Consider the following 22,335-nt stretch of genomic DNA (forward strand, 5'->3'; position numbering starts at 1 on the left):
TCTCGTGAAAGCTCCGCCTCCAGGTCGTCGCTTTCACGTGAAAGTGGCGGTCTGAGGACGAGGTACTCGTCCGGGCCCATCCAGAGGATGTCGATGTCGGGGCCGCTGGTGAACGTGCACGGCGTGGGCAGCGCGACGCCGAGCAGGGTGTCGCCGTCGCGAAGGCGGACGGTGAGCTGGGTGCGGAACGGTTCTTCGACCGCGTCAACCGTCACGACGGGCTCCTTCCTTGTCGAAGAGCACGGATTCGGTCACGGTCACCGGCACCACCTGGTCGCCGACGGGGACGTACAGCGTCTCGCCGATCCGTTCGCGCCCGGACCGGACCAACGCCAGCGCGAAAGTGCGGCCGAGGGCGGCGCTGTCGTAGCTGGAGGTGACGTGGCCGAGCATCCGCACCGGCGGTTCCGGCACGACTTCGGACTCGATGATCTGCGAGCCCTCCGGCAGCAGCACCGACGGATCGACCGGCAGCAGGCCGACGAACTGCTTGCGGTCCGGCCGGTTGTTCTCGGCGCGGGCGAAGCTGCGCTTGCCGAGGAAGTCGGCCTTCTTCTTCGACACGGCCCAGGACAGGCCGAGGTCCTGCGGGGTGACCGTGCCGTCGGTGTCCTGGCCGATGATCGGGTAGCCCTTCTCGGCGCGCAGGACGTGCATGGTCTCGGTGCCGTACGGCGTGGCGCCCTCGTCCACTATGGACTGCCAGAGCGCGGGTCCGTGCCACGACGGGACGTTGATCTCGTAGGCCAGTTCGCCGGAGAAGCTGATCCGGCAGACCTGCGCCCGTATCCCAGCGACCTCCGCGTCCTGCCAGGTCATGAACCCGAAGGCCTCGTTGGAGACGTCCAGATCCGGCGCCAGGCGGCCGAGGACTTCCCGCGAACGCGGCCCGACCAGCGGGATCGTGGTCCAGTGCTCGGTGACCGACGTCGCGAAGACGGCGAGGTGCGGCCACTCGGTCTGGAGCCACTCCTCCATCCACTCGAGGATCTTCGCTGCGTTACCGGTGGTCGTGGTGACGAGGAACCGCTCCTCGCCGACGCGGATCACCGTCCCGTCGTCGATCACCATGCCGTCGACGCCGCACATCACGCCGTAGCGGATCCGGCCGACCTTGAGGGTGCTCATCATGTTCGTGTAGAGCATGTCGAGGAACCAGCCGGCGTCCGGACCCTGGACGTCGATCTTGCCGAGCGTGGACCCGTCCATGACGGCGACGTCGGTGCGCGCCGCGCGGCACTCGCGCCGGACGGCGTCGCGCATCGACTCGCCGGGCCGCGGGTAGTACCACGGCCGCTTCCACTGGCCGACGTTCTCGAACTCGGCGCCGTGCTCGACGTGCCACGGGTGGATCGTCGTGACGCGCACGGGATCGTGCAGGTCACCGCGGTGCCGTCCGGCGAGCGCGGCGAACGGCACCGGGGTGTACGGCGGGCGGAACGTCGTCGGCCGCTGGGTCGACAAGTCGACACCGAGGGCTTCGGCGGTGATGCCCGCGGCGAGCATGCCGGACGTCCTGCCCTGGTCGTGTGCGGTGCCGATCGTCGTGTAGCGCTTGATGTGCTCCAGCGAGCGCAGGCCGGCGCCGGTCGCGCGCAGGACGTCGGACACCGTCGCGTCCCGCTGCTGGTCGACGAACCGGGTGTCTGCTTCGGACTCCGGCGCGGGGACCTGCCAGAGCACCTTGGTCTCCGGCAGCCCTTCCCCCGCCGCGGCGCCGACTACGCGCACCGTCGGCAGGTCGCCGTCCGGGACGTAGGCGCCCAGCTCGGGCGCGTACCGGAGCTTTCCGCGCGCCTGGCTGAACAGGTGGACGGCCGGGTTCCAGCCGCCGGACACGAGCAACAGGTCGCACTCGACCCGCTCGCCCTGCACCTCGCCGAGTTTCGCGACGTGCGCGGCGGCGATGTGCCCGTCGGGGCCGCCATCGGTGCCGATCACGCCGTAGCCCTCGCGGGCGTCGACGATCCGCACGATCCGGGCCCCGGCGTCGGCCAGGTCGGAGGCGGCGTCGAACGCGGAATCGTTGGTGGTGAACACGACCACGCGCTGTCCGGCCAAGACGCCGTAGCGGTTCAGGTACGTCCGCGCGGCACCGGCGAGCATGATGCCCGGGCGGTCGTTGTCCGGGAACACGATCGGCCGCTCGTGGGCGCCGGTCGCGATGACGATCCGCTTCGCCCGGATCCGCCAGATCCGCTGCCGCGAGAGGCGTTCGGGGGCCGCGGGTTCGCCCCGGCGCTCCAGGGCGAGCACGAACCCGTCGTCGTAGACGCCGAATGCCGTGGTGCGCGAAAGGAACCGGACACCTTCGGGAGCTTCGCCATCGGGCTGGTCATCGACCAGCAGGACCTGACCGGAGGCGGCGGCAGCGGCCGCGCGGCCCGCGGGCCCGGCGCCGATGACCAGGACGTCGCAGTGGGCGTGCTTGGCGTCGTACCGCGCCGGGTCCGGTTCGGTGGCGAGCCGTCCCTGACCGCGCAGGCCACGCGCAACCAGACCGTCGTACAGCTCGACCGTCGTCGCGGACAGCATCGGCTCCGGGAACGGCGCTTCGATCTGCACCAAGGCGTTCGAGTCCTCGACACCGGCGGCCACGATGCCACGCGGCCTGCCGTACTTGATGCTGGTCGCGACCTGGTGGATGCCGTTGGCCAGCAACGCGGAAGCCAGGGTGTCGCCGAGGAAACCGGTCAGTTCGCGGCCGTCGAAGGTGAACTTGAGCGGGACGCCGGACAGCCGGGTCATGAGCTCACCGGCCGGGGTTCGTCGAGGCGGTAGACCGCCTTCAGGTCGTGGGTGCGGGTGTCGCGGACGGCGTTGAACCACCGGCGGCAGCCCGCCGAGTGGCTCCAGCGCTCCGCGAACGGCCCGCTCGGGTTCTCGCGGAAGAAGACGAACTTCGCCCACTCCTCATCGGACAGCGCCGACGGATCCGCGGGGTAGGCGACGTGCGCCTGGCCGCCGTAGTGGAACTCGGCCTCTTCGCGCGGACCGCACCACGGGCAAGGGATCAGCTGCATCGAGTCTCCTAATGCGCCACGGCGGCGGCGCCGTGCTCGTCGACGAGGGCACCGGTGGTGAACCGGTCGAGGGTGAACGGCTCGGCGTACTCGTGCGGCTTGCCGCGGGCGATGGTGTGCGCGAAGACGTCACCGACCCCGGGGGTGGCCTTGAAGCCGCCGGTGCCCCAGCCGCAGTTGAGGAACAGGTTTTCGACCGGCGTGAGGCCGATGATCGGCGACGCGTCCGGGCTGACGTCGACGATGCCCGCCCACGTCCGCAGCAGGTGCGCCCGGGCGAACACCGGGAACAGCTCCAGGGCGGCGGCCATCTGCTGCTCGATGATGTGGAACGAGCCGCGCTGGCCGTAGCCGTTGTAGCTGTCGATGCCGGCGCCCATCACGAGTTCACCCTTGTGCGCCTGGGAGACGTAGACGTGCACGGCGTTCGACATGACGACCGTCGGGTGGATCGGTTCGAGGAGCTCGGACACCAGCGCCTGCAGCGGGTGCGACGTCAGCGGCAGGTCGAGCCCGACCATGCGGGCCAGCACCGAGGTGTGCCCGGCCGCGCAGAGCCCCACCTTGCCCGCGGCGATCCGGCCCCGTGACGTCTCGACGCCGGTGACCCGGCCGTCCACTGTGGAGATTCCGGTGACCTCGCAGTTCTGGATGAGGTCGACCCCCATTTCGTGGGCGGCCCGCGCGAAACCCCAAGCCACGTAGTCGTGTTTCGCGATGCCCGCGCGCGGCTGGAAGGTCGCGCCCAGCACCGGGTAGCGGACGTCCGGTGAGGTGTTGACGATCGGGCAGAGCTCCTTGACGCCGTCGGCGTCCACCCACTCGGCGTCGATGCCGTTGAGCTTGTTGGCCTCCACGCGGCGGACGCTGTCCCGGACGTCCTGCAGGCTGTGCGCCAGGTTGAGCACCCCGCGCTGGCTGAACAGGATCGGGTAGCCGAGGTCCTCTTCGAGGCCTTCCCACAGCTTGAGGGAGTGCTCGTAGATGCCGGAGCTCTCGTCCCAGAGGTAGTTCGAGCGGATGATCGTGGTGTTGCGGGCCATGTTCCCGCCGGCGAGCCAGCCCTTCTCCAGCACGGCGACGTTGGTGATGCCCTGTTTGGCCAGGTAGTACGCGGTGGCGAGGCCGTGCCCGCCGCCGCCGACGACGACCACGTCGTAACTCTTGCGAGGCTCGGGGTTGTCCCAGAGGAAGTCCGGGTGCTCCGGCAGGTCGGTCATCGAGCCTCCTCCGAGGGGTACAGCGGGAACGCTTCGGCCAGCGCGGTGACGCGGGCCCGCAGCTTCTCGACGTCGTAGCCGGGCCGGAGGGCCTCGGCGATGACATCGGCGGCCTCGCGGAACCCGGCGTCCCCGAAGCCGCGGGTGGCCAGCGCCGGGGTGCCGATGCGGAGACCCGACGTCACCATCGGTGGCCGCGGGTCGAACGGGACGGCGTTGCGGTTCACCGTGATACTGACTTCGTGCAGCCGGTCCTCGGCCTGCTTGCCGTCGAGTTCGGAGTTCCGCAGGTCGGCGAGCACGAGGTGGACGTCGGTGCCGCCGGTCAGCACCGAGATGTCCGCTTCGAGCACGAGCCGCTCGGCGAGGAGCTTCGCGCCGCGCAGCGTCCGCTGCTGGCGTTCGGCGAACTCCGGCTCGGCCGCCATCTTGAACGCCACCGCCTTGGCCGCGATGACGTGTTCCAGCGGACCGCCCTGCTGGCCGGGGAACACCGCCGAGTTGACCTTCTTGGCCAAGGCGGGGTCGTTGGTGAGGACGACGCCGCCGCGCGGACCGCCGAGGGTCTTGTGCGTGGTGGTCGTCGTGACGTGCGCGTGCGGCACCGGCGACGGGTGCAGCCCCGCGGCGACCAGTCCGGCGAAGTGCGCCATGTCGACCATCAGGTACGCGCCGACGTCGTCGGCGATCTCGCGGAAGCGGGGGAAGTCGAGCTGCCGCGGGTAGGCCGACCAGCCCGCGATGATCAGCTTCGGCCGGTGTTCCTTCGCCAGCCGTTCGACCTCGTCCATGTCGACGCGGTAGTCCTTTTCGGACACTTCGTACGCGGCGACGTCGTAGAGCAGGCCGGAGAAGTTGATCCGCATGCCGTGGGTGAGGTGGCCGCCGTGGGCCAGCGAGAGGCCGAGGATCTTGTCGCCGGGCTTGATGAGCGCGGCCATCGCGGCGGCGTTGGCCTGGGCGCCCGAATGCGGCTGGACGTTGGCGAACTCCGCGTCGAACAGCGCTTTGACGCGGTCGATGGCGAGCTGCTCGAGGACGTCGACGTGCTCGCAACCGCCGTAGTAGCGGCGGCCGGGGTAGCCCTCGGCGTACTTGTTGGTCAGCACCGATCCCTGGGCCTGGAGCACCGAGAGCGGGGCGAAGTTCTCGGAGGCGATCATCTCCAGCGTCGACTGCTGCCGGTGCAGTTCGGCGCCGATCGCCTCGGCGACCACCGGGTCGTAGTCGGCCAGGGAGCGGTTGAGCACGTGCTGGTCGATCGTCGCGGTCATCCGCACTGCCTCCGTGTGGTCGACTTCTGATATATCAATTGTCGATGTAGGCTAAGCGGCGTGCACCCCCAGGTCAATCCCCCCTCGCTGGCGGAACAGGCGTACGTTTTCATCCGCGATCGCCTGGTCATGCTGGACATCCGCCCGGGCTCCCCCCTCAACGAGGAGGAGCTCGGCACCACGCTCGGCATGGGCCGGACGCCGATCCGCGAGGCGCTGAAACGGCTGGAGGCCGAACGCCTGGTCGTCGCCTACCCGCGGCGCGGGACGTTCGCCACCGACGTCAACATCTCCGACCTCGCCCACATCTCCGAGGTCCGGCGCACGCTGGAGCCGATGGCGACGGCCGCCGCGGCCGGGCGCGCGACCGCGGCCGACCGGGCGACGTTGACCGACCTGCGCGCCCGGCTCGACGCGGACGTCCCCGGCGGGGACAACGCCGAACTCCTGCGCACCGACCTCGCCCTGCACCGGGCGATCTACCGGTGCGTGCACAACCCGTTCCTCGAGGACACGCTGATCCGGTACGACAACCTCGCCACCCGGATCTGGTGCGTGTTCGTCCCCCGGCTGTCCGGGATGGCCGGCCACGTCGACGAACACGTCCCGCTCCTCACCGCGATCATCGAGGGCGACGCCGAGAAGGCCGCCGCGTTGACGCTGGAGCACGTCACCGGGTTCGAGGCCGCCATCCGGGCGTTGATCTAGACCGCCAGCTTCGCGCGGACCCAGTCGTGGAAGGCGCCGATGTGGTGCTCGCTGGGCACGAGCACCCCGCCGTCGGCGTACGAACGCGAGTCCATCGACAGCTGGCAGCGTTCGCACGCCTCGAAGTCCTGCAGGTTGACGCGGTGGAACAGCTCGACCGAGCGGGAGAGGTCGCGCCCCGACTCGACGACCTCCGGCAGGTAGAGCCAGTCGCAGCGCACCAGCGTCCGGTCCGGGGCCAGGGGGAACATCCGGTGGACGATGACGTGGTCGGGCACGAGGTTGACGAAGACACCCGGCTTGATGGTGATCGCGTAGTACTTGCGGTCCTGGGCCTCGGTGACGCCGGGGAGGCGGTCGACGCCTTCACTGCCGTCGACGGTGAAGCCCTTGATCCCGCCGCCGAACTCGGCGCCGTGGCCGACGTAGTACTGCGCGGCGTAGCCGTCGGCGAACTCCGGCAGCACCTCGGTGAGCTCGGGGTGGATCGTCGCGCAGTGGTAGCACTCCATGAAGTTTTCGATGATCTGTTTCCAGTTCGCCCGCACGTCGTACTCGATGCGCTTGCCGAGCGCGAGGCCCTCGATGCCGTAGACGTCGATCTCGGCCGGGCCGCCGAGCCGTTCGGTGACCGCGCCGATCACGGTGTCTTCGAACGACGGCGGCTCGTCGGCCAGGCAGACCCAGGCGTAGCCGAGCCACTCGCGCAGGTGGAGCTTCGTCAGGCCGAACTCGGTGCGGTCGACGTCCGGCATGCCGGTGAGGTTCGGCGCGGCGATGAGCTTGCCGTCGAGGCCGTACGTCCAGGCGTGGTACGGGCACTGGAAGGCCCGCTTCACGGTGCCGCTCCCGGACGTGCACAGCCGCGCCCCGCGGTGGCGGCAGACGTTGAGGAACGCGTTCAGCTTCCCGTCCCGGCCCCGCGAGACGAGCACGCTCTCCTTGCCGATCTGCACGGTCTCGAACGAGCCGGGACCCGGCAGGTCGGCGCTCCGCACGGCGCAGAACCAGTCCGTCTCGAAGATCTTCGCCTGCTCGAGCGCGAAGACCGCCGGATCGGTGTAGGAACGGCCGGGCAACGTCGCGAGCAGGCTCGGCGGCAGATCGGTTGTGGTCACCGGCGTGGTCCTCTCCGCGGATCAGGACGGGACTAGTTGCGCAAGGCGCGTCTAGTTGCCCACTCCGCACCAGAGTGACTCCCGCCCCACCCCCTGTCAACCCAAGCTTTTCCACTGCCCGCCACGGGTTTCACCCACACGGCGGGACGAAACCCGTAACTCACGTGATCAGAACCCGCACTCGCGTGATTGGGGCCGGAACTCGCGAGTTCCGGCCCCAATCACGCGAGTTACGGGCTCAATCACGTGGGTTACGGGGTTGCTGGGCCGTCGATGGCGCGGCGGAAGAGGGTTTCGATCTCGTCGCGGCTCGGGCGGGGGTCGGCCAGGGCCGCCTGCATGAGGAGGCCGCAGAACAGGCCGGCCAGGAGACGGCCGGTGAGCGGGTCCGTGCGGGAGCCGAAGAACGCGATCAGGGCGTCGTCCCAGGCCGCGCTCGCCTTGCGGAGCGCCGGACGGTGCAGGGCCGCGACGTACAGGTCGTACTCGACCACCGTGTCGCGGTACTGCTCGTTGATGTAGCCCATCACCAGATCGGCGAGCGCCGCGGCGAAGTCGGCGTCCGGCGGGAGCGCGGACTCCCACTCCTTCAGCGCGTGGACGTTCTTCTCCGCCGCCTCGTGCAGGGCCACCTCCAGGAGGTCGTCCAGCGTCGCGAAGTGGTAGGTCGTCGAGCCGAGCGGGACGCCGGCCGCCGCCGCGACGGATCGGTGCGTGACCCCGTCGATCCCCCGCTGGGCGACCACCTCGACCGCCGCCTTGGCGATCCGCGCCCGCCGTTCGGGATCGTTCGGACCCCGGCGCCGCGTTGCGCCGGGTTCGCTCTTCACCATCGAGCCCCCTTGTGGACATCTGTACACACTTCGCGTACAAATGTACGCACTCAGGCACCGAGCAGCCACTACCGATCCGGGAAGGGGCGCCCGTGAAGGACCTCCACATCGACGGGATCTGGGCCGACGCGTCCGGAGGAGCCGGCTCTGCCGTGCTGAACCCCGCCACCGGCGAAGTCATCGAGACCGTCGCCGAAGCGGGTCGCGAGGAGGTCGACGCCGCCGTCAGAGCCGCTCGCCGGGCCTTCGACGAGGGCCCGTGGCGCCGCACCACCGCAGGTGAACGCAGTGCGCTGCTGCGCCGGACCGCCGGCCTCCTGGTCCGCGACCGCGAGGAACTGGCCCGCACCGAGAGCCTCGACACCGGCAAGACGCTGGGCGAAGGCCGCATCGACATCGACGACGTGACGAACGTCTTCCGCTACTACGCCGACCTCGCCGGCAAGGACGCCGGACGCCTGGTCGACGCGGGCAGCGCCACCGTGGTCAGCCGGATCGTGCACGAACCCGTCGGCGTCTGCGCGCTGATCGCGCCGTGGAACTACCCGCTGCTCCAGATGTCGTGGAAGGTCGCGCCCGCCCTCGCCGCGGGCAACACCGTCGTGCTCAAGCCCAGCGAAGTCACCCCGCTGACCACGATCAAGCTGGTCGCGCTCCTCGAAGAGGCCGGCGCGCCACCCGGCGTCGTCAACCTCCTGCTCGGCCCGGGTCACGTCGGCGCGGCGATGGTCGAGCACCCGGCCGTGGACCTGGTCTCGTTCACCGGTGGCTACGCGACCGGCGAGAAGATCATGACCGCCGCCGCCAAGGGCGTGCGCCGGGTCGCCCTCGAACTCGGCGGCAAGAACCCGAACGTGGTGTTCGCCGACGCCGACTACGACACGGCGCTCGACTACGCCCTGATGGCGGCGTTCGTCCATTCCGGACAGGTCTGTTCAGCGGGCGCGCGGTTGATCGTCCAAGATGGAATCCATGATCGGTTCGTCGCCGACCTCGCCGCGCGTGCCGACCGCATCCGTGTCGGTGACGGCCTGGATGCGGAGACCGAAACGGGTCCGCTCGTCTCGGCGCAGCACCGCGCCAAGGTCGAGGGCTACATCGAAAGCGCTCTCGCGGAGGGCGCCACGCTCCGGGCCGGTGGCAAGCGCCCCGAAGGACCGGCGTACGAAAACGGTTTCTTCCTGCGTCCGACCGTTTTCTCCGAGTGCACCAGGGAGATGGCGATCGTCCGGGAAGAGGTCTTCGGCCCGGTCGTCACCGTGGAACGCTTCACCGACGAGGCTGACGCGATCGCGCTGGCCAACGACACCGAGTACGGGCTCGCCGGAGCCGTGTGGACGTCGGACGCGTCCCGCGCCCAGCGGGTCGCCGGGGCCCTGCGCCACGGCACCGTGTGGATCAACGATTACCACCCCTACCTGCCGCAGGCGGAGTGGGGCGGGTTCGGCCGGTCCGGCATCGGCCGCGAGCTCGGACCGTCCGGGCTGGCGGAGTACCAGGAGAGCAAGCACATCTACCAGAACATCGATCCCGCTCCGCAGCACTGGTTCAAGGGCTGATCCTTCCCCCACCACGTGAGGACGCACGCGATGACCACTCAGGAAATACCGGCGGGCGGGGGGCCTGCTCCGGACGACAGCTCCGAACTCGAGAAGTTCGGCTACCGCCAGGAACTCGAGCGCTCGCTCGGGTCGTTCTCCAGCTTCGCCGCCGGGTTCAGCTACATCTCCATCCTGACAGGCGTGTTCCAGCTGTTCTTCTTCGGCTTCGGCTCCGGCGGACCGGCCTTCATCTGGACGTGGCCGCTGGTCTTCGTCGGCCAGGCCGCCGTGGCGCTGTGCTTCGCCGAGCTCGCCGGGCAGTTCCCGCTCGCCGGGTCGGTGTACCAGTGGGCAAAGCAGATCGCGAAACCGGCGACGTCGTGGCTGGCCGGCTGGATCATGATCATCGGCGCGATCGTCACGGCCGCGGCCGTCGCGGTGGCCTACCAGATCATCCTGCCGCAGGTCTCGACCGCGTTCCAGATCGTCGGCAGTCCCGACGACGCCGGCCTGACGTCGACCCCGGGCGGTGCCCAGAACGCCATCATCCTGGCCGTGATCCTGGTGGTGTTCGCCACGATCGTGAACATCATCGGCGTCAAGCTGATGGCGAAGATCAACAACTTCGGTGTCGCGGTCGAGCTCGGTGCGAGCGTCCTGCTCGTGATCGCGCTGGCGATCCACATCAAGCGCGGCCCCGGCCTGGTCTTCGACACCGCCGGCACCGGTGACGCTCACTCGTCCGGGTACCTCGGCGCCTTCCTGGTGGCGTCCCTGATGAGTGCGTACGTCTTCTACGGCTTCGACACCGCGGGTTCGCTGGCCGAGGAGACCACCCAGCCGCGGCGCCACGCTCCCCGGGCGATCCTGCGGGCGATCACCGCGGCGTTCATCGTGGGCGGCCTGATCATGCTGTTCGGCATGATGGCGGTCGGTGACCTCAGTGCCAAGGAGCTGAGCACGTCCGGCATGCCGTACCTGCTGAAGAGCACGCTCGGCGAGGGCCTCGGCGACGCCTTCCTGATCTGCTCGGCGATCGCGATCACCGTGTGCTGCCTGGCCGTGCAGACCGCGGCCATCCGGATGAGCTGGGCGATGGCCCGCGACGGCCGCCTGCCGTTCAGCAAGGCGATGGCGAAGGTGTCGCCGCGGTCCAAGACGCCGGTGCTGCCCGCCCTGCTCACCGGCGGCCTCACGGTCGTGGTGCTGCTGATCAACCTCGGCAACCAGCGGGCGTTCTTCATCCTGACTTCGACGGCGATCATCCTGTTCTACATCCCCTACCTGATGGTCACCGGGCCGATGCTCATCCGCCGGCTGCGCGGCGGCTGGCCGCGCCCGGAGCACGGCCCGTACTTCAAGCTCGGCCGCTGGGGCACGCTGGTGAACCTGGTCGCGGTGGTCTACGGCGCCGGGATGACGGTCAACCTGATCTGGCCGCGCGCCGAGGTCTACGGCTCCGACCACTGGTACTTCCAGTGGGGCGCGGTGATCGTCACCGGGCTGATCGTGCTCATCGGTGCGATCATGCTGTACGTCCGGCGCGGCACCTGGGGTTCGTCGCACACGAGCCCCGAGCACATGCCCGACAGCGCCCCGGACACCCTGCCCGGCTGAGGAGGACGCATGAGTACCGAAACCTACGACTTCGTCATCGTCGGCGGTGGTTCGGCGGGCTGCGCGCTGGCGAACCGGCTGTCCGCCGACCCGGCGAACAAGGTCCTCGTCCTGGAGGCGGGCCGGTCGGACTTCAAGTGGGACGTCTTCATCCACATGCCGGCCGCGCTGACGTTCCCGATCGGGTCGAAGTTCTACGACTGGGGCTACCGCAGCGAACCCGAGCCGCACATGAACCGGCGGCGCATCTACCACGCACGCGGCAAGGTGCTCGGCGGGTCGTCCAGCATCAACGGGATGATCTTCCAGCGCGGCAACCCGATGGACTACGAACGCTGGGCGAGCGACCCCGGTATGTCCACTTGGGACTACGCGCACTGCCTGCCGTACTTCAACCGCATGGAAAACTGCCTCGCCGATCCGCCGGACGGCCAGTGGCGCGGCCACGACGGTCCGTTGGAGCTGGAGCGCGGCCCGGCGTCGAACCCGTTGTTCGGCGCCTTCTTCGACGCCGCCGAGCAAGCCGGCTACCCCCGCACCGACGACGTCAACGGCTACCGGCAGGAGGGCTTCGCGGCCTTCGACCGGAACGTCCGGAAAGGACGGCGGCTGTCGGCGGCCGGGGCTTACCTGCACCCGGTGCTGGACCGGCCCAACCTCACGGTGAAGACCCGCGCGTTCGTGTCGCAGGTCCTCTTCGACGGCACGCGCGCGGTCGGCGTCGAGTACGCGCAGGGCCGCGGTGTGCCGGCCGAGGTGTACGGCAAGGAGATCATCCTCTGCGGCGGGGCGATCAACACCCCGCAGCTGCTGCAGCTCTCCGGCGTCGGCAACGCCGCCGACCTGGAGAAGCTCGGCATCGACGTCGTGAAGGACCTGCCGGGCGTCGGCGAGAACCTCCAGGACCACCTGGAGGTGTACATCCAGTACTCCTGCAAGCAACCGGTGTCGATGCAGCCGTCGCTGGCGAAGTGGAAGCGGCCCTACATCGGCGCGCAGTGGCTGTTCCTGCGGTCCGGGCCGGCCGCGACGAACCACTTCGAGGGCGGCGGGTTCGTCCGGTCCAACGACGAGGTGAAGTACCCGAACCTGATGTTCCACTTCCTGCCGGTGGCGATCCGCTACGACGGTTCGGCACCCACGGAAGGCCACGGCTACCAGGTGCACGTCGGCCCGATGTACGCCGACACGCGCGGCTCGGTGAAGATCACCTCCACCGACCCGCGGCAGCACCCGGCGATCAAGTTCAACTACCTGTCGACCGAAAACGACCGCCGCGAATGGGTCGAGGCCATGCGGGTCGCGCGGAAGATCCTCAACCAGTCCGCACTGGAGCCGTACAACGGCGGGGAGATCTCGCCGGGGCCGTCCGTCGAGACGGACGAGGAAATCCTGGACTGGGTCGCCAGGGACGCCGAGACGGCGCTGCACCCGTCGTGCACGACGAAGATGGGCGTGGACGACAGGTCCGTCGTCGACCCGCAGAGCATGCGGGTGCACGGCACCGAAGGCCTGCGCGTGGTCGACGCGTCGGTGATGCCCTACATCACCAACGGCAACATCTACGCGCCGGTGATGATGACCGCCGAGAAGGCCGCCGACCTGATCCTCGGCAACACCCCGCTCGCCCCGATCAAGCTGCCGTTCTACCGGCACGGGGAACCCGCCGCCGCACAGTGACCAAGCGGCACTTTCACGTGAAAGTGCCGCACCCGGGCCGTAGCTTTCACGTGAAAGCTACGGCCCGGGGTTTGGCGTGCCCGGGAAGTGTGGTGCCTGCAACGAAAACTACCGGGGCGTACCCCCTTGACGACGCCCGATGGCGAACTCAGACTTGTTGCGTATCACAGTTGATGTTCCTCTCTGCGCAACAGGACCGGAGGCGTCATGATTCGCGCGTGCACGGTGGACGAGCTGCCGCCCGGTGAGTCCTTCCGCATCCCGGGGCCGCCCGCCATCGCGGTGTTCAACGCCGACGGGGAGCTGTACGCCATCGGCGACACGTGCACCCACCAGGACGCCTCCCTGGCCGACGGCTGGCTCGAGGGCTGCTTCGTCGAGTGTCCGCTGCACGCGGCGCTGTTCGACCTGCGCACGGGCATGCCGACGTGCCTGCCGGCCAAGGACCCGGTGCGCACGTACCCGGTCGTGGTCGACGACGGCGTCGTCTACGTCCAAGGCGTCGCGGACGAGGACGCCGCGTGAAGCGCATCGCGGTCGTCGGCGCTTCGCTCGCCGGGGTCCGCGCGGCGCAGGAGCTGCGCGCGCAGGGTTACGACGGCGGCGTCGTCCTGATCGGCGACGAGCCCCACCTGCCCTACGACCGGCCACCGCTGTCCAAGGCCTTCCTGGCCGGGACGGCTTCGCGTGAGTCGCTGGACCTGCTCGACACCGGCGACCTGGCGTCGCTGGCCCTGGACTTCCGGCTCGGTGTGCGGGCGACGGGGCTCGAGCCGGGGAACCGCCGGATCCTCCTGTCGGACGGCGGGTCGGTGCACGCGGACGGCGTCGTGATCGCCACCGGCGGCCGCGCGCGCACGCTGCCGGGCTTCGCGGGCGCCCACACGCTGCGGACGGTCGACGACGCTCTGGCGCTGCGGTCGTCCCTGGTGCCCGGGGTCCGCGTGGTGATCGTCGGGGCCGGATTCATCGGTGCCGAGGTGGCCTCGACGTGCCGTTCCCTGGGCCTCGACGTGGTCGTCCTGGAAGCTTTGGCCGCTCCGTTGACGTCGGTGCTGGGCCCTGCGCTGGCCGCGGTGTGCGCCCGGCTGCACCTCGAGCACGGCACGGACCTGCGCTGCGGCGTTTCGGCGACGGGCATGGACGCGGCGGGCGTCCACCTGGCCGACGGTTCGCTCGTCCCCGCCGACGTGGTCGTGGTGGGGGCCGGGATGACACCGGCGACGGACTGGCTGGCCGGTTCGGGTTTGAAGGTCGGCAACGGCGTCCACACCGACGCGGGGCTGGTCACCGAGCTGCCGCAGGTGGTGGCGGTGGGCGACGTGGCCCGGTACGGGGGACAGCGGCACGAGCACTGGACGAACGCGTCCGAGCAGGCGCCGGTCGCGGTGGCCAACCTGCTGACCGGGCACACTTCGCGGACTTACACCCCGAGTGGGTACGTCTGGTCCGACCAGTATTCGGGAACCTTGCAGCTGGCCGGGCACCCCCGACAGGACGACTCGCTTTCGTTCGTCGACGGCGATCCCTCGTCGGCCTCGTTCGTGGCGACCTGGCAGCGCGACGGCGAGATAGTGGGGGTGTTCGCGTTGAACAACGCGAAGGTGTTCAACCGCCTGCGGCGGCAGGCACTACGGCGACCCGCGATCGTGTAGAAGTCTCAACCGGACGTTCAAGGATATGCTTCACCCACATGGAGCTGACTCTCGCCGAACTCCGGGCGTTGACGGCCTGGGCCGCGGCCTGCGCTTCCCGCGTCCTGCCGCTGTACGAATCCCGCGTCCCCGGCGATCTTCGCCCGGCTGCGGCGATCGACGCGGCGCGAGAATTCGCCGTCGGCGGCCCGCGCACCAAGGCCCTGCGCACGGCGGCGTGGGCGGCTCTCGCGGCGGCGGGCGCGGCCGAGGACCCGGCGGCCGGGGCAGCAGCCCGCGCGGCGGTCGGCGCGGCGGGCGCGGCCTACCTGCACCCCCTGCCGACGCCCCACCAGGTGAAGCACATCGTCGGCCCGGCGCAGCAGGCGGCACTGGCCCGCGAGCTCGCCGGCGGCGACGCGGAAGCCGAGATCCGCTGGGCCCTCGACCACGCCCCACCCGAGGCCGGTGAGCTCCTCCGCCGCTTCCCACCGGGCAAACCGGGCCGGTCCCGCCTCGGCGACCTCCACCGGCGGCTGGAGTCCGCCCTCCGCTTCAGCGGGGACTGATCTCCGGGCCGGCCGCCGTGCCCTTCTTGTCGCGGAGCATGCTCCGCACCGCGCGGACGACGTTGTCGATCCCCGTCGCCGGCAGTTCGGCTCGGTGGTCGGGGCGGCGTTCGTCGGAGATGCCGAAGACGATCGTGCTCGAATCGCCGCTGGAGACGACCAGCCGGAATTCGTGCAGCAGGACGCTTTCGAACCGGAAGGCGCTTTCGTCGGCGTCCACGACCCGGGCGGCGATCCGGCCGCCCTTGCGGATCGCCGTCGAGACGGCGACCACGTCGGTGTAGTGGTACTCGTGGGTCTCCTCTTGGAACAGGCCCGCCACCCGCAGGTCGATGACGCACCGGTACAGGCCCAGGTGGTAGTCGGTCGGGCAGATCACCAGCACGGCGTACTGGGAGAACCGCCACACGCCGTCCCGGCCCACCACGACGTCGGAGGCCGGGACCGGCCCGGTGACGACCAGCGGCTCGCGCGGGCGCGCGCCGAGCCCCGGTTCCGCCAGCGGATCCCAGTCCACGGGGTCCAGCTCGAGGTCCTCGGTGGTGAGGTCCAGCCGGTCCAGCGCGCGCCGCCGGACCTTGCCGAGCTCGTGGTCCCGGATCTTGTCGATGATCGCGTCCCGCGGCTTGGGCGAAGCCGCCTCCTGCGCCGCCCGGTAGGCCTCGAACAGAGGGAGACCGCGCCCGACAGCGAACCCGCCGCCGACGACCGCGAAGACGCCGAACACCCAGGAACCGGCGATCGACGCGATGACACCGACCAGGATCGCCGCGACGCCACCGAAGACATACAGCTGCATGCGCGATCGTTCCCGGGCGCTCGGCTCGGCCGCGAAGTAGCGGTCGACGATCTCCCGGCGGTCGTCGGCGGAATCGGAGGAGGTCATCTCCTCGTCCTCGGTCACCGGCTCGCCTCGAGCAGGCGCCACACCCGGTTCTCCGGCGCGGTGACGTGGTCGAGGATCTGCCGGACGGCGGCCGGGTCCGCGTCGTCGACGAGCGCCTGCACCTCGCCGGAGACCCGCCCGCCCCGCTCCCAGAACCGTCCCCGGTCTTCCTGGACCAGCAGGACCAGCAGCCGGGCGTGCGGGAGGTGCTCGGCGCGGCGAAGGCAGTCGAGCACGGCGGTCAGCTCCCGGGTCGACCGGATCCGGTGTGGCCGGTGGCCGCGCAGCAGCGCGAGGGCGAGGAGGAAGCCGAGGCCGGCGTCCGCCGGGGCCGCCCGGCAGGCCCGGGAAAGGTCCGCGACGGCCGTCGCGTAGTCCTTGCGGCTCAGTGCCAGGACGCCGCCGTCCCGGAAGTCGGCCCGCTCGGCGGTCCCGTGGAGGTGCACGTCGCCCAGGTACACGGTTTCCCCGTGCACGGGACCGGTGTTCACGTTTCCCGTGCGGCCGGCTTGGAAAACCGTGCCGTGCACATCGCCGCGCACGGTGTTGCGAGTGTCGTCGCCGGGCTCGTCCATGGCCCTACAGTCGCCCGCGCGCACCGCGGTGTTCCGCGCTCCGGCCGCCCGGCCCGGGATTCAGCCGAACGGGCCAACGCGGGGGTCAGAGGGCGAGGGCGTCCAGGTCGGACTCCAGCCTCGCTCGCCAGGTCCACCGGCGCTCGTTCGTGTCCGTTCCCCCGGGCGCCGGCGGGCCCAGCGGCAACGCCGGGTCCGTGACACCGAACGTCACCCGGTACGCCAGCACCGACGCCGCCGTCCGGATCCACGCGTCACCCGACGTGCCGGACGGCGGGGCGACGCCGAGCGCGTGCCCGAACCACGTCGGCAGCAGGGCGTTCGAGCCGAGCGCGTCGGTGATCCGGGTCCGCAGCCGCACCTGCAGGTCGTGCCACGCCCGTTCGGCGCGCTCCAACTGCGGCACCACCCGCGCCTCGACCGCGTCGGCCTCGCGCAACGCCAGCCGCGCCGTCTCCGCCGCCTCCGAAGCCGCCGGGATCTCCTCGTCCAGCAGGGTGCGCCGCCGGGTCGTCAGCGCACGCAGCCGCGATTCCGCGTCCCCGCGGGCCCGGGTCGACCGGTCCGTCGACGCCAAGACCCCGATGACGTCCAGCAGCTCGGCCTCGCACCGGGAAAGGGCCGACCGCACCGAGTCCAGGTGCGCGATCTCCTCCGCGTACCGGGCCCGCTGCTCCTTCGTGACGAGTTCCTGGTGCAGGTCGTCCCACCGCGCCGCCTCCGCCGCGAGCGCCCGCGTCTCCGCGCCGACGTCGTCGAGGTCCGCCTGCGGCACCCCGTCGGCCACGCGCACCGCGCGCTCCAGGACCCGGACCTGCTGCTGCAGCCGTTCCAGCTGCCTGCCGAGCCGGTCGATGCGGTCGTCCTGCCGGTCCGGGCCGCCGCTCTCGAGCCGCTCGGTCAGTTCGGCGACGTCCTGACCCAAGCGGTCGTCGGCCGCGCGCAGCCCGTCGACCGCCGCGAACAGCTCGTCGAGGTCGCGGCGCGTCGGATCACCGGGCTCGAGGTACTCCGGCTCGAACTCGGGATCGTCGCCGTAGGTCGCGTAGCCGTGGCTCACGGGATCCGGCTTTCCCGCCACAGCAGCGCGATCGTGCCCGCGACGCCCAGCGCCGTCAGGATCGTGAAGACGACGGCCGCGGACCACGGCAGGAGCGCGCCCACCAGCAGCACCGCCGCGAGGCTGCCCGCCCACGCCGCCCGCATCCGCTCGCGAAGCACGGCCCCGGCCCGGCGCACCGGGCCGAAGCCGATCCACAGCCCCGCGCCGAACAGCGGCACCAGAACCGGCAGCCACCCCGGCGAAAGCACTTCGAACAGCACCAGCGCCCCGGCGACCAGTGCCACCAGCACGGGCGCGGCCGCGAACCAGACGACCGCGCGCTGGGTCGCCGCGTGCCGTGACTCGAGCTCGGCGGTGGCCAGCCGGCGCCCGGCCTCGTCGAACGCCACCTCGGCGTCGAGCAGCCGGTGCGCCGTCGTCACGAGCTCGTCCATCGCCTCGACGTCGCCGGGCGGAGCCGCGATCCCGGCCCGCAGGTCCTGCTTGAGCCGGGCGACGCGCCCCTCCGCGAGGTCGCGGTCGTGCTGGGCCGGTGTCGTCACGCAACCACTTTAAGTGCGAACACCGTCACCACCGGCCAACGCGGCCGGTGAGTCGTCAGAGGTCGCCGAGGGCGGTGACCGGCGACTCCACGCAGTCGGCGACGAACCGCAGGAACCCGCCCGCCGTGCCGCCGTCGCAGACGCGGTGGTCGAAGGCCAGCGTCAGCTCGCAGATCTTCCGCACCGCCAGCGCGCCGTCGACGACCCAGGGCCGGTCGATGATCCGGCCGATGCCGAGGATCGCCGCTTCGGGGTGGTTGATGATCGCGGCCGAGCCGTCGACGCCGAAGACGCCGTAGTTGTTCACCGTGAAGGTGCCGCCGGTGAGGTCCGCGGGCGCGAGCTTGCCGTCCCGCGCGGTGCGGGCCCGCTCGCCGATCGCCGCCGACAGGTCCCGGGTGGACAGCGCCCCGGCGGCGCGCACCACCGGCACGACCAGGCCGCGGCCGGTCTGCGCGGCGAAGCCGAGGTTGATCTCGTCGAGCAGCACGATCTCGTCGCCCTCGACGCGCGAGTTCAGCTCCGGGAACTTGCGAAGCCCCGCGACGGCGAACCGCGCGATCAGCCCGAGCAGGCTGACCGGCCGGTCGGATTTGGCGTTCAACGCCGCGCGGGCGGCGACCAGCTCGGTCGCGTCGACGTCCACCCAGACCGTCGCTTCGGGAATCTCGCGCCGGGACGTCGTGAGCTTGTCGGCCACGGCCTTGCGGACCCCGGTCAACGGGATGCGCTTGCCCTTCGCGACCGGCTTCTTCAGCGCCGCCTCGACGTCGGCGCGGCGGATGATCCCGTCCGCGCCGGTCGCGGTCACCTTCGCGAGGTCCACCCCGTTGTCCGCGGCCAGTTTCCGGACGAACGGCGAGATCACGCCGGGCGCCTTGGCCTTCGGGGCGGGCACTTCGGCACGGCGGGCACGCTTGCGCCGGGTGGTGGGCGCGGTGCCGTACCCGATCAGGACGTTCCCGCTGCCGGCCGACGTCGACGACACGGTGACCCCGGGCTCGGCGAACCCGCCGACGCTCAGCAGCGGCGCGCCGACCGGCAGCAGCTGCCCCGGTTCGCCGTGCAGCGCCGACACCACGCCGGCGAACGGCACCGGCACCTCGACCGCCGCCTTCGCCGTCTCGACCTCCACGACGACCTGGTCGACGTCGACGGTGTCGCCGACCTTGACCCGCCAGTCCACGATCGCCGCCTCGGTCAGGCCTTCGCCGAGGTCCGGCAGCAGGAAGTCAGGCACCGGTCACCACCGGGGTGTCGGCCCACTGCAGGCGCGCGATCGTGTCGAGGATCCGGTCGACGTCGGGCAGCTGGTGGCGCTCGAGCTTCGGCGCCGGGTACGGGATGTCGAGCCCGGTGACCCGCAGGACCGGCGCGTGGAGCTGGTGGAAGCACTGCTCGGTGACGCGGGCGACGACCTCGGCGCCGTAGCCGCCGAACCCGGCGGCCTCGTGCACGACGACCGCCCGCCCGGTGCGGCGCACGGAAGCCGTCACGGTCTCGTCGTCGAACGGCGACAGCGAGCGGAGGTCGACGACCTCGACGTCCCAGCCCTCGGCCGTCGCGGCTTCGGCGGTTTCCAGTGCGGTGGCGACCATCGGGCCGTAGGCGATGAGGGTGACGTCCCGCCCGTGGCGCCGGACCACGGCCTGGTCCATGGCGGGGCCCGAGCGGGTGAAGGTGACCTCCTCGCTCGACCAATAGCGGCACTTGGGTTCGAGGAAGATCACCGGGTCCGGGGACTCGATGGCGTCGCGAAGCAGGTCGTAGGCGTCTTGCGCGGTGCCCGGCGTGACGACGCGCAGGCCCGGCGTGTGCGTGTAGTAGGCCTCGCTGGAGTCACAGTGGTGCTCGACACCGCCGATGCCGCCGGCGTAGGGCACGCGGATGACCATCGGCAGCGAGAGCGCGCCGCGGGTGCGGTTGCGCAGCTTCGCCACGTGCGAGGTGATCTGTTCGAACGCCGGGTACGCGAAGGCGTCGAACTGCATCTCGACGACCGGGCGGAACCCGCCCATCGCCATCCCGACGGCGAACCCGACGATACCGGCCTCCGCCAGCGGGGTGTCGAAGCAGCGGTCCTCGCCGAAGTCGGCGGTGATGCCGTCGGTGACGCGGAAGACGCCGCCGAGCGTGCCGACGTCCTCGCCGAACACGAGCACCCGGTCGTCGTCCTTGAGGGCGTCCCGCAGGGCCGCGTTGAGCGCTTGGGCCATGGTGGTCGTCATCAGGCCTCCAGTTCGGCTGCGAGGGCGGCCCGCTGCTGCCGCAGCTGGCGGGTCGGTGCGGCGTAGACGTGGTCGAACAGCGACAGCGGGTCGAGCTCGGGCTCGGCGTTCAGGGTGTCGCGGACGGACTGCGCGAACACCTCGGCGTCGGCCGCGAACTGCTCGATTTCCTTGCCCTGCAGGACATTTTCGGCCTGGAGGTAGGTCTCGAGCCGCTTGAGCGGGTCCGCTTCGCGCCACTTCGCGACTTCTTCGGCGTCGCGGTACCGGGTGGCGTCGTCGGCGTTGGTGTGGGCGTCGATGCGGTAGGTGTGGGCCTCGACGAGGACCGGTCCCTTGCCTTCGCGCGCGTGCTTCACCGCGTCGTCGAGGACGGCCAGGACGGCGACGGCGTCGTTGCCGTCGACCTGCTCCGAGCGCATGCCGTAGCCGATGCCCTTGTACGCCAGCGCGGCCGCGGCGCTCTGCTTCTCGAAGGGCACCGAGATGGCGAAGCGGTTGTTCTGCACGAAGAACACCACCGGCGCCTTGAAGACGGCCGCGAAGTTGAGCGCTTCGTGGAAGTCGCCTTCGCTGGTGGCGCCGTCCCCGATGAGCGCGAGGGCGACGGCGTCTTCGCCGCGGCGCTGCATCGCGTGCGCCAGCCCGACGGCGTGCAGGGTCTGCGTCGCGAGCGGAGTGCACTGAGGCGCTACGCGCGTCTCGACCGGGTTGTAGCCGCAGTGCGCGTCGCCGCGAAGGAGCGTCAGGACTTCGCCGGGCTTCAGGCCGCGGGCGACGAGGGCGACCGAGTCGCGGTAGGTCGGGAAGAGCCAGTCGCGCTGTTCGAGCGCCAGCGCGGCGGCGACCTGGCAGGCCTCCTGGCCCGCGCTGGAGGGGTAGACGGCGAGACGGCCCTGCTTGGTGAGCGCCGTCGCCTGGACGTCGAACCGGCGGCCCAGCACCATCAGCCGGTAGGCCTCCTTGAGCCGCTCCGCCGCGGGTTCGCCGTACGCGCCGTGCTCGCCGGCCCGGCTCCCGTCTTCGGCGACGAACCGGACCGGGGCAGCGGACGGCAGCAGGGTCTCCGAAGACACCACAGCCATGGCGCACACCACCTCTCCCAGACATATGATGCTGAAATGGTCGTTCTCGGCGGTGTTGTGTTCAAGGGTTGGCGGAAATGAGCGACAAACAGTCGCCTTCAGGGCCTTCAGACGACCAAACGTCCAGCAGTGGCCTGGCTCACGGCCGTCTCGCGGGACGAACGGTCCCCGCCCTCGACGACGTCGACCGGGCGATGCTGGCCGAGCTGTCCGCGGACGGCCGCTTGGCGGTGCGCGCGCTGGCGGAAAAACTCCACATTTCGCGCACCAACGCGTACGCGCGCCTGGAGCGCCTGATGGCGGAGGGAGTGATCACCGGCTTCGGCGCCCGGATCGACCCGCGCCGCGCCGGCCTGGGCACGAGCGCGTACATCATGGTGACGGTGGAGCAGACGTCCTGGCGCACGATGGCGACGGACCTGCACGAGATCCCGTACGTCGACCACGTGGCCCTGGTCGGCGGCGACTTCGACATCCTGCTGCTGGTCCGGACGCCGGACAACTCGACGTTGCGGGACGTCGTCCTGGAGCGGCTGCAGGCGCTGGAGGGCGTGCGGTCGACGCGGACCTGGCTGATCTTCGAGGAGCTGCCGGGCTCGGTGCTGAGCTGAGCCGCGCGCTCGGTTTCTGCCACGCCTGCTCGCGCACGCCGACTTCAGACCGTCGCGTCCGGCCAACTCACCGGCCGCACCGGCCAACGCACCGGCCGAACCGGCCAACTCGCCCGCGTTCCGGTGAG

21 protein-coding genes and 1 pseudogene are annotated in these 22,335 nt (G+C 70.8%); 8 read left to right on the forward strand and 14 right to left on the reverse strand.

The genetic code is table 11. From position 1 onward, the window contains the following. From AB0F15_RS02245 to glyA, 5 genes and pseudogenes are all read right to left on the reverse strand, one after another. Positions 1-215, reverse strand: a pseudogene (locus AB0F15_RS02245) (sarcosine oxidase subunit gamma); the annotation flags it as partial. Then, entirely contained in the window at positions 205-2,748 is a 2,544-nt protein-coding gene (locus AB0F15_RS02250; RefSeq protein ID WP_360263871.1) for a 2Fe-2S iron-sulfur cluster-binding protein, read from the reverse strand. The gene AB0F15_RS02250 and the pseudogene AB0F15_RS02245, both read right to left, overlap by 11 nt. After that, on the reverse strand, positions 2,745-3,023 hold the full coding sequence (locus AB0F15_RS02255) for a sarcosine oxidase subunit delta (protein ID WP_360263874.1): 279 nt from the start codon (positions 3,021-3,023) through the stop codon (positions 2,745-2,747). The genes AB0F15_RS02250 and AB0F15_RS02255 overlap by 4 nt, the downstream gene beginning before the upstream one ends. Positions 3,024-3,031: 8 nt before the next feature. Then, complete coding sequence (locus tag AB0F15_RS02260) at positions 3,032-4,243, reverse strand: sarcosine oxidase subunit beta family protein (protein ID WP_360263877.1); 1,212 nt, start codon at positions 4,241-4,243, stop codon at positions 3,032-3,034. Further along, the gene (gene glyA, locus AB0F15_RS02265) at positions 4,240-5,517 is read right to left on the reverse strand and encodes a serine hydroxymethyltransferase (RefSeq protein ID WP_360263879.1); all 1,278 of its coding nucleotides are present in this window, start codon (positions 5,515-5,517) and stop codon (positions 4,240-4,242) included. Before glyA ends, AB0F15_RS02260 begins: the two co-directional genes overlap by 4 nt. A 60-nt stretch (positions 5,518-5,577) precedes the next feature. Between glyA and AB0F15_RS02270 the strand changes: the two genes are divergently transcribed. After that, complete coding sequence (locus tag AB0F15_RS02270; protein ID WP_360263882.1) at positions 5,578-6,225, forward strand: GntR family transcriptional regulator; 648 nt, start codon at positions 5,578-5,580, stop codon at positions 6,223-6,225. Here AB0F15_RS02270 and AB0F15_RS02275 read toward each other — a convergent pair. Continuing rightward, positions 6,222-7,343, reverse strand: coding sequence for an aromatic ring-hydroxylating dioxygenase subunit alpha (locus AB0F15_RS02275; RefSeq protein ID WP_360263885.1), 1,122 nt, complete (start codon positions 7,341-7,343; stop codon positions 6,222-6,224). The two genes, AB0F15_RS02270 and AB0F15_RS02275, sit on opposite strands and share 4 nt — an antisense overlap. 251 nt (positions 7,344-7,594) lie before the next feature. Beyond that, positions 7,595-8,176 carry a TetR family transcriptional regulator gene (locus AB0F15_RS02280; RefSeq protein WP_360263888.1) on the reverse strand — a complete coding sequence of 194 codons (582 nt, stop codon included), beginning with the start codon at positions 8,174-8,176 and terminating at the stop codon, positions 7,595-7,597. 92 nt (positions 8,177-8,268) lie between these two features. On the opposite strand from AB0F15_RS02280, the gene AB0F15_RS02285 reads away from it, so the two are divergent. From AB0F15_RS02285 to AB0F15_RS02310, 6 genes are all read left to right on the forward strand, one after another. Continuing rightward, positions 8,269-9,735 (forward strand): aldehyde dehydrogenase family protein, encoded by a 1,467-nt coding sequence (locus AB0F15_RS02285; RefSeq protein ID WP_360263890.1) that lies wholly within the window; start codon positions 8,269-8,271, stop codon positions 9,733-9,735. A gap of 30 nt (positions 9,736-9,765) precedes the next feature. Next, the gene (locus AB0F15_RS02290; protein ID WP_360263892.1) at positions 9,766-11,334 is read left to right on the forward strand and encodes an amino acid permease; all 1,569 of its coding nucleotides are present in this window, start codon (positions 9,766-9,768) and stop codon (positions 11,332-11,334) included. A gap of 9 nt (positions 11,335-11,343) precedes the next feature. Next, positions 11,344-13,014 (forward strand): choline dehydrogenase, encoded by a 1,671-nt coding sequence (betA, locus tag AB0F15_RS02295; RefSeq protein WP_360263895.1) that lies wholly within the window; start codon positions 11,344-11,346, stop codon positions 13,012-13,014. A 207-nt stretch (positions 13,015-13,221) separates the two neighbouring features. After that, positions 13,222-13,539, forward strand: coding sequence for a bifunctional 3-phenylpropionate/cinnamic acid dioxygenase ferredoxin subunit (locus AB0F15_RS02300; protein ID WP_360263897.1), 318 nt, complete (start codon positions 13,222-13,224; stop codon positions 13,537-13,539). After that, on the forward strand, positions 13,536-14,669 hold the full coding sequence (locus AB0F15_RS02305; protein ID WP_360263900.1) for an FAD-dependent oxidoreductase: 1,134 nt from the start codon (positions 13,536-13,538) through the stop codon (positions 14,667-14,669). The genes AB0F15_RS02300 and AB0F15_RS02305 overlap by 4 nt, the downstream gene beginning before the upstream one ends. A 38-nt stretch (positions 14,670-14,707) precedes the next feature. Continuing rightward, a complete protein-coding gene (locus tag AB0F15_RS02310) occupies positions 14,708-15,217 on the forward strand; it encodes a putative immunity protein (RefSeq protein ID WP_360263903.1) in 510 nt (169 codons plus the stop codon). On the opposite strand, the gene AB0F15_RS02315 is transcribed toward AB0F15_RS02310, so the two are convergent. The 7 genes from AB0F15_RS02315 to pdhA form a co-directional block, all read right to left on the reverse strand. After that, a complete protein-coding gene (locus AB0F15_RS02315; protein ID WP_360263905.1) occupies positions 15,204-16,121 on the reverse strand; it encodes a hypothetical protein in 918 nt (305 codons plus the stop codon). The two genes, AB0F15_RS02310 and AB0F15_RS02315, sit on opposite strands and share 14 nt — an antisense overlap. After that, entirely contained in the window at positions 16,118-16,678 is a 561-nt protein-coding gene (locus AB0F15_RS02320) for a hypothetical protein (RefSeq protein ID WP_360263907.1), read from the reverse strand. Before AB0F15_RS02320 ends, AB0F15_RS02315 begins: the two co-directional genes overlap by 4 nt. A gap of 85 nt (positions 16,679-16,763) precedes the next feature. Next, a complete protein-coding gene (locus AB0F15_RS02325; RefSeq protein WP_360263909.1) occupies positions 16,764-17,738 on the reverse strand; it encodes a hypothetical protein in 975 nt (324 codons plus the stop codon). Further along, complete coding sequence (locus AB0F15_RS02330; RefSeq protein WP_360263912.1) at positions 17,735-18,283, reverse strand: hypothetical protein; 549 nt, start codon at positions 18,281-18,283, stop codon at positions 17,735-17,737. The genes AB0F15_RS02325 and AB0F15_RS02330 overlap by 4 nt, the downstream gene beginning before the upstream one ends. A gap of 55 nt (positions 18,284-18,338) precedes the next feature. After that, the gene (locus AB0F15_RS02335; RefSeq protein WP_360263915.1) at positions 18,339-19,523 is read right to left on the reverse strand and encodes a dihydrolipoamide acetyltransferase family protein; all 1,185 of its coding nucleotides are present in this window, start codon (positions 19,521-19,523) and stop codon (positions 18,339-18,341) included. Beyond that, a complete protein-coding gene (locus AB0F15_RS02340; RefSeq protein ID WP_360263917.1) occupies positions 19,516-20,511 on the reverse strand; it encodes an alpha-ketoacid dehydrogenase subunit beta in 996 nt (331 codons plus the stop codon). Before AB0F15_RS02340 ends, AB0F15_RS02335 begins: the two co-directional genes overlap by 8 nt. Then, a complete protein-coding gene (gene pdhA / locus AB0F15_RS02345; protein WP_360263920.1) occupies positions 20,511-21,596 on the reverse strand; it encodes a pyruvate dehydrogenase (acetyl-transferring) E1 component subunit alpha in 1,086 nt (361 codons plus the stop codon). The genes AB0F15_RS02340 and pdhA overlap by 1 nt, the downstream gene beginning before the upstream one ends. 134 nt (positions 21,597-21,730) lie before the next feature. On the opposite strand from pdhA, the gene AB0F15_RS02350 reads away from it, so the two are divergent. Beyond that, positions 21,731-22,207: an Lrp/AsnC family transcriptional regulator gene (locus AB0F15_RS02350; protein WP_360264731.1), complete on the forward strand. Its 477-nt coding sequence runs from the start codon at positions 21,731-21,733 to the stop codon at positions 22,205-22,207. Positions 22,208-22,335 lie beyond the last annotated feature (128 nt).

Source organism: Amycolatopsis sp. NPDC026612 (genome assembly GCF_040638285.1).
GTDB lineage: Bacteria > Actinomycetota > Actinomycetes > Mycobacteriales > Pseudonocardiaceae > Amycolatopsis.

Coding starts and splice junctions, on each gene's coding strand:
- AB0F15_RS02250 (WP_360263871.1), bottom strand. CDS start 2,748: ATGACCCGGCTGTCCGGCGTCCCGCTCAAGTTCACCTTCGACGGCCGC.
- AB0F15_RS02255 (WP_360263874.1), bottom strand. CDS start 3,023: ATGCAGCTGATCCCTTGCCCGTGGTGCGGTCCGCGCGAAGAGGCCGAG.
- AB0F15_RS02260 (WP_360263877.1), bottom strand. CDS start 4,243: ATGACCGACCTGCCGGAGCACCCGGACTTCCTCTGGGACAACCCCGAG.
- glyA (WP_360263879.1), bottom strand. CDS start 5,517: ATGACCGCGACGATCGACCAGCACGTGCTCAACCGCTCCCTGGCCGAC.
- AB0F15_RS02280 (WP_360263888.1), bottom strand. CDS start 8,176: ATGGTGAAGAGCGAACCCGGCGCAACGCGGCGCCGGGGTCCGAACGAT.
- AB0F15_RS02290 (WP_360263892.1), top strand. CDS start 9,766: ATGACCACTCAGGAAATACCGGCGGGCGGGGGGCCTGCTCCGGACGAC.
- betA (WP_360263895.1), top strand. CDS start 11,344: ATGAGTACCGAAACCTACGACTTCGTCATCGTCGGCGGTGGTTCGGCG.
- AB0F15_RS02300 (WP_360263897.1), top strand. CDS start 13,222: ATGATTCGCGCGTGCACGGTGGACGAGCTGCCGCCCGGTGAGTCCTTC.
- AB0F15_RS02310 (WP_360263903.1), top strand. CDS start 14,708: ATGGAGCTGACTCTCGCCGAACTCCGGGCGTTGACGGCCTGGGCCGCG.
- AB0F15_RS02320 (WP_360263907.1), bottom strand. CDS start 16,678: ATGGACGAGCCCGGCGACGACACTCGCAACACCGTGCGCGGCGATGTG.
- AB0F15_RS02340 (WP_360263917.1), bottom strand. CDS start 20,511: ATGACGACCACCATGGCCCAAGCGCTCAACGCGGCCCTGCGGGACGCC.
- pdhA (WP_360263920.1), bottom strand. CDS start 21,596: ATGGCTGTGGTGTCTTCGGAGACCCTGCTGCCGTCCGCTGCCCCGGTC.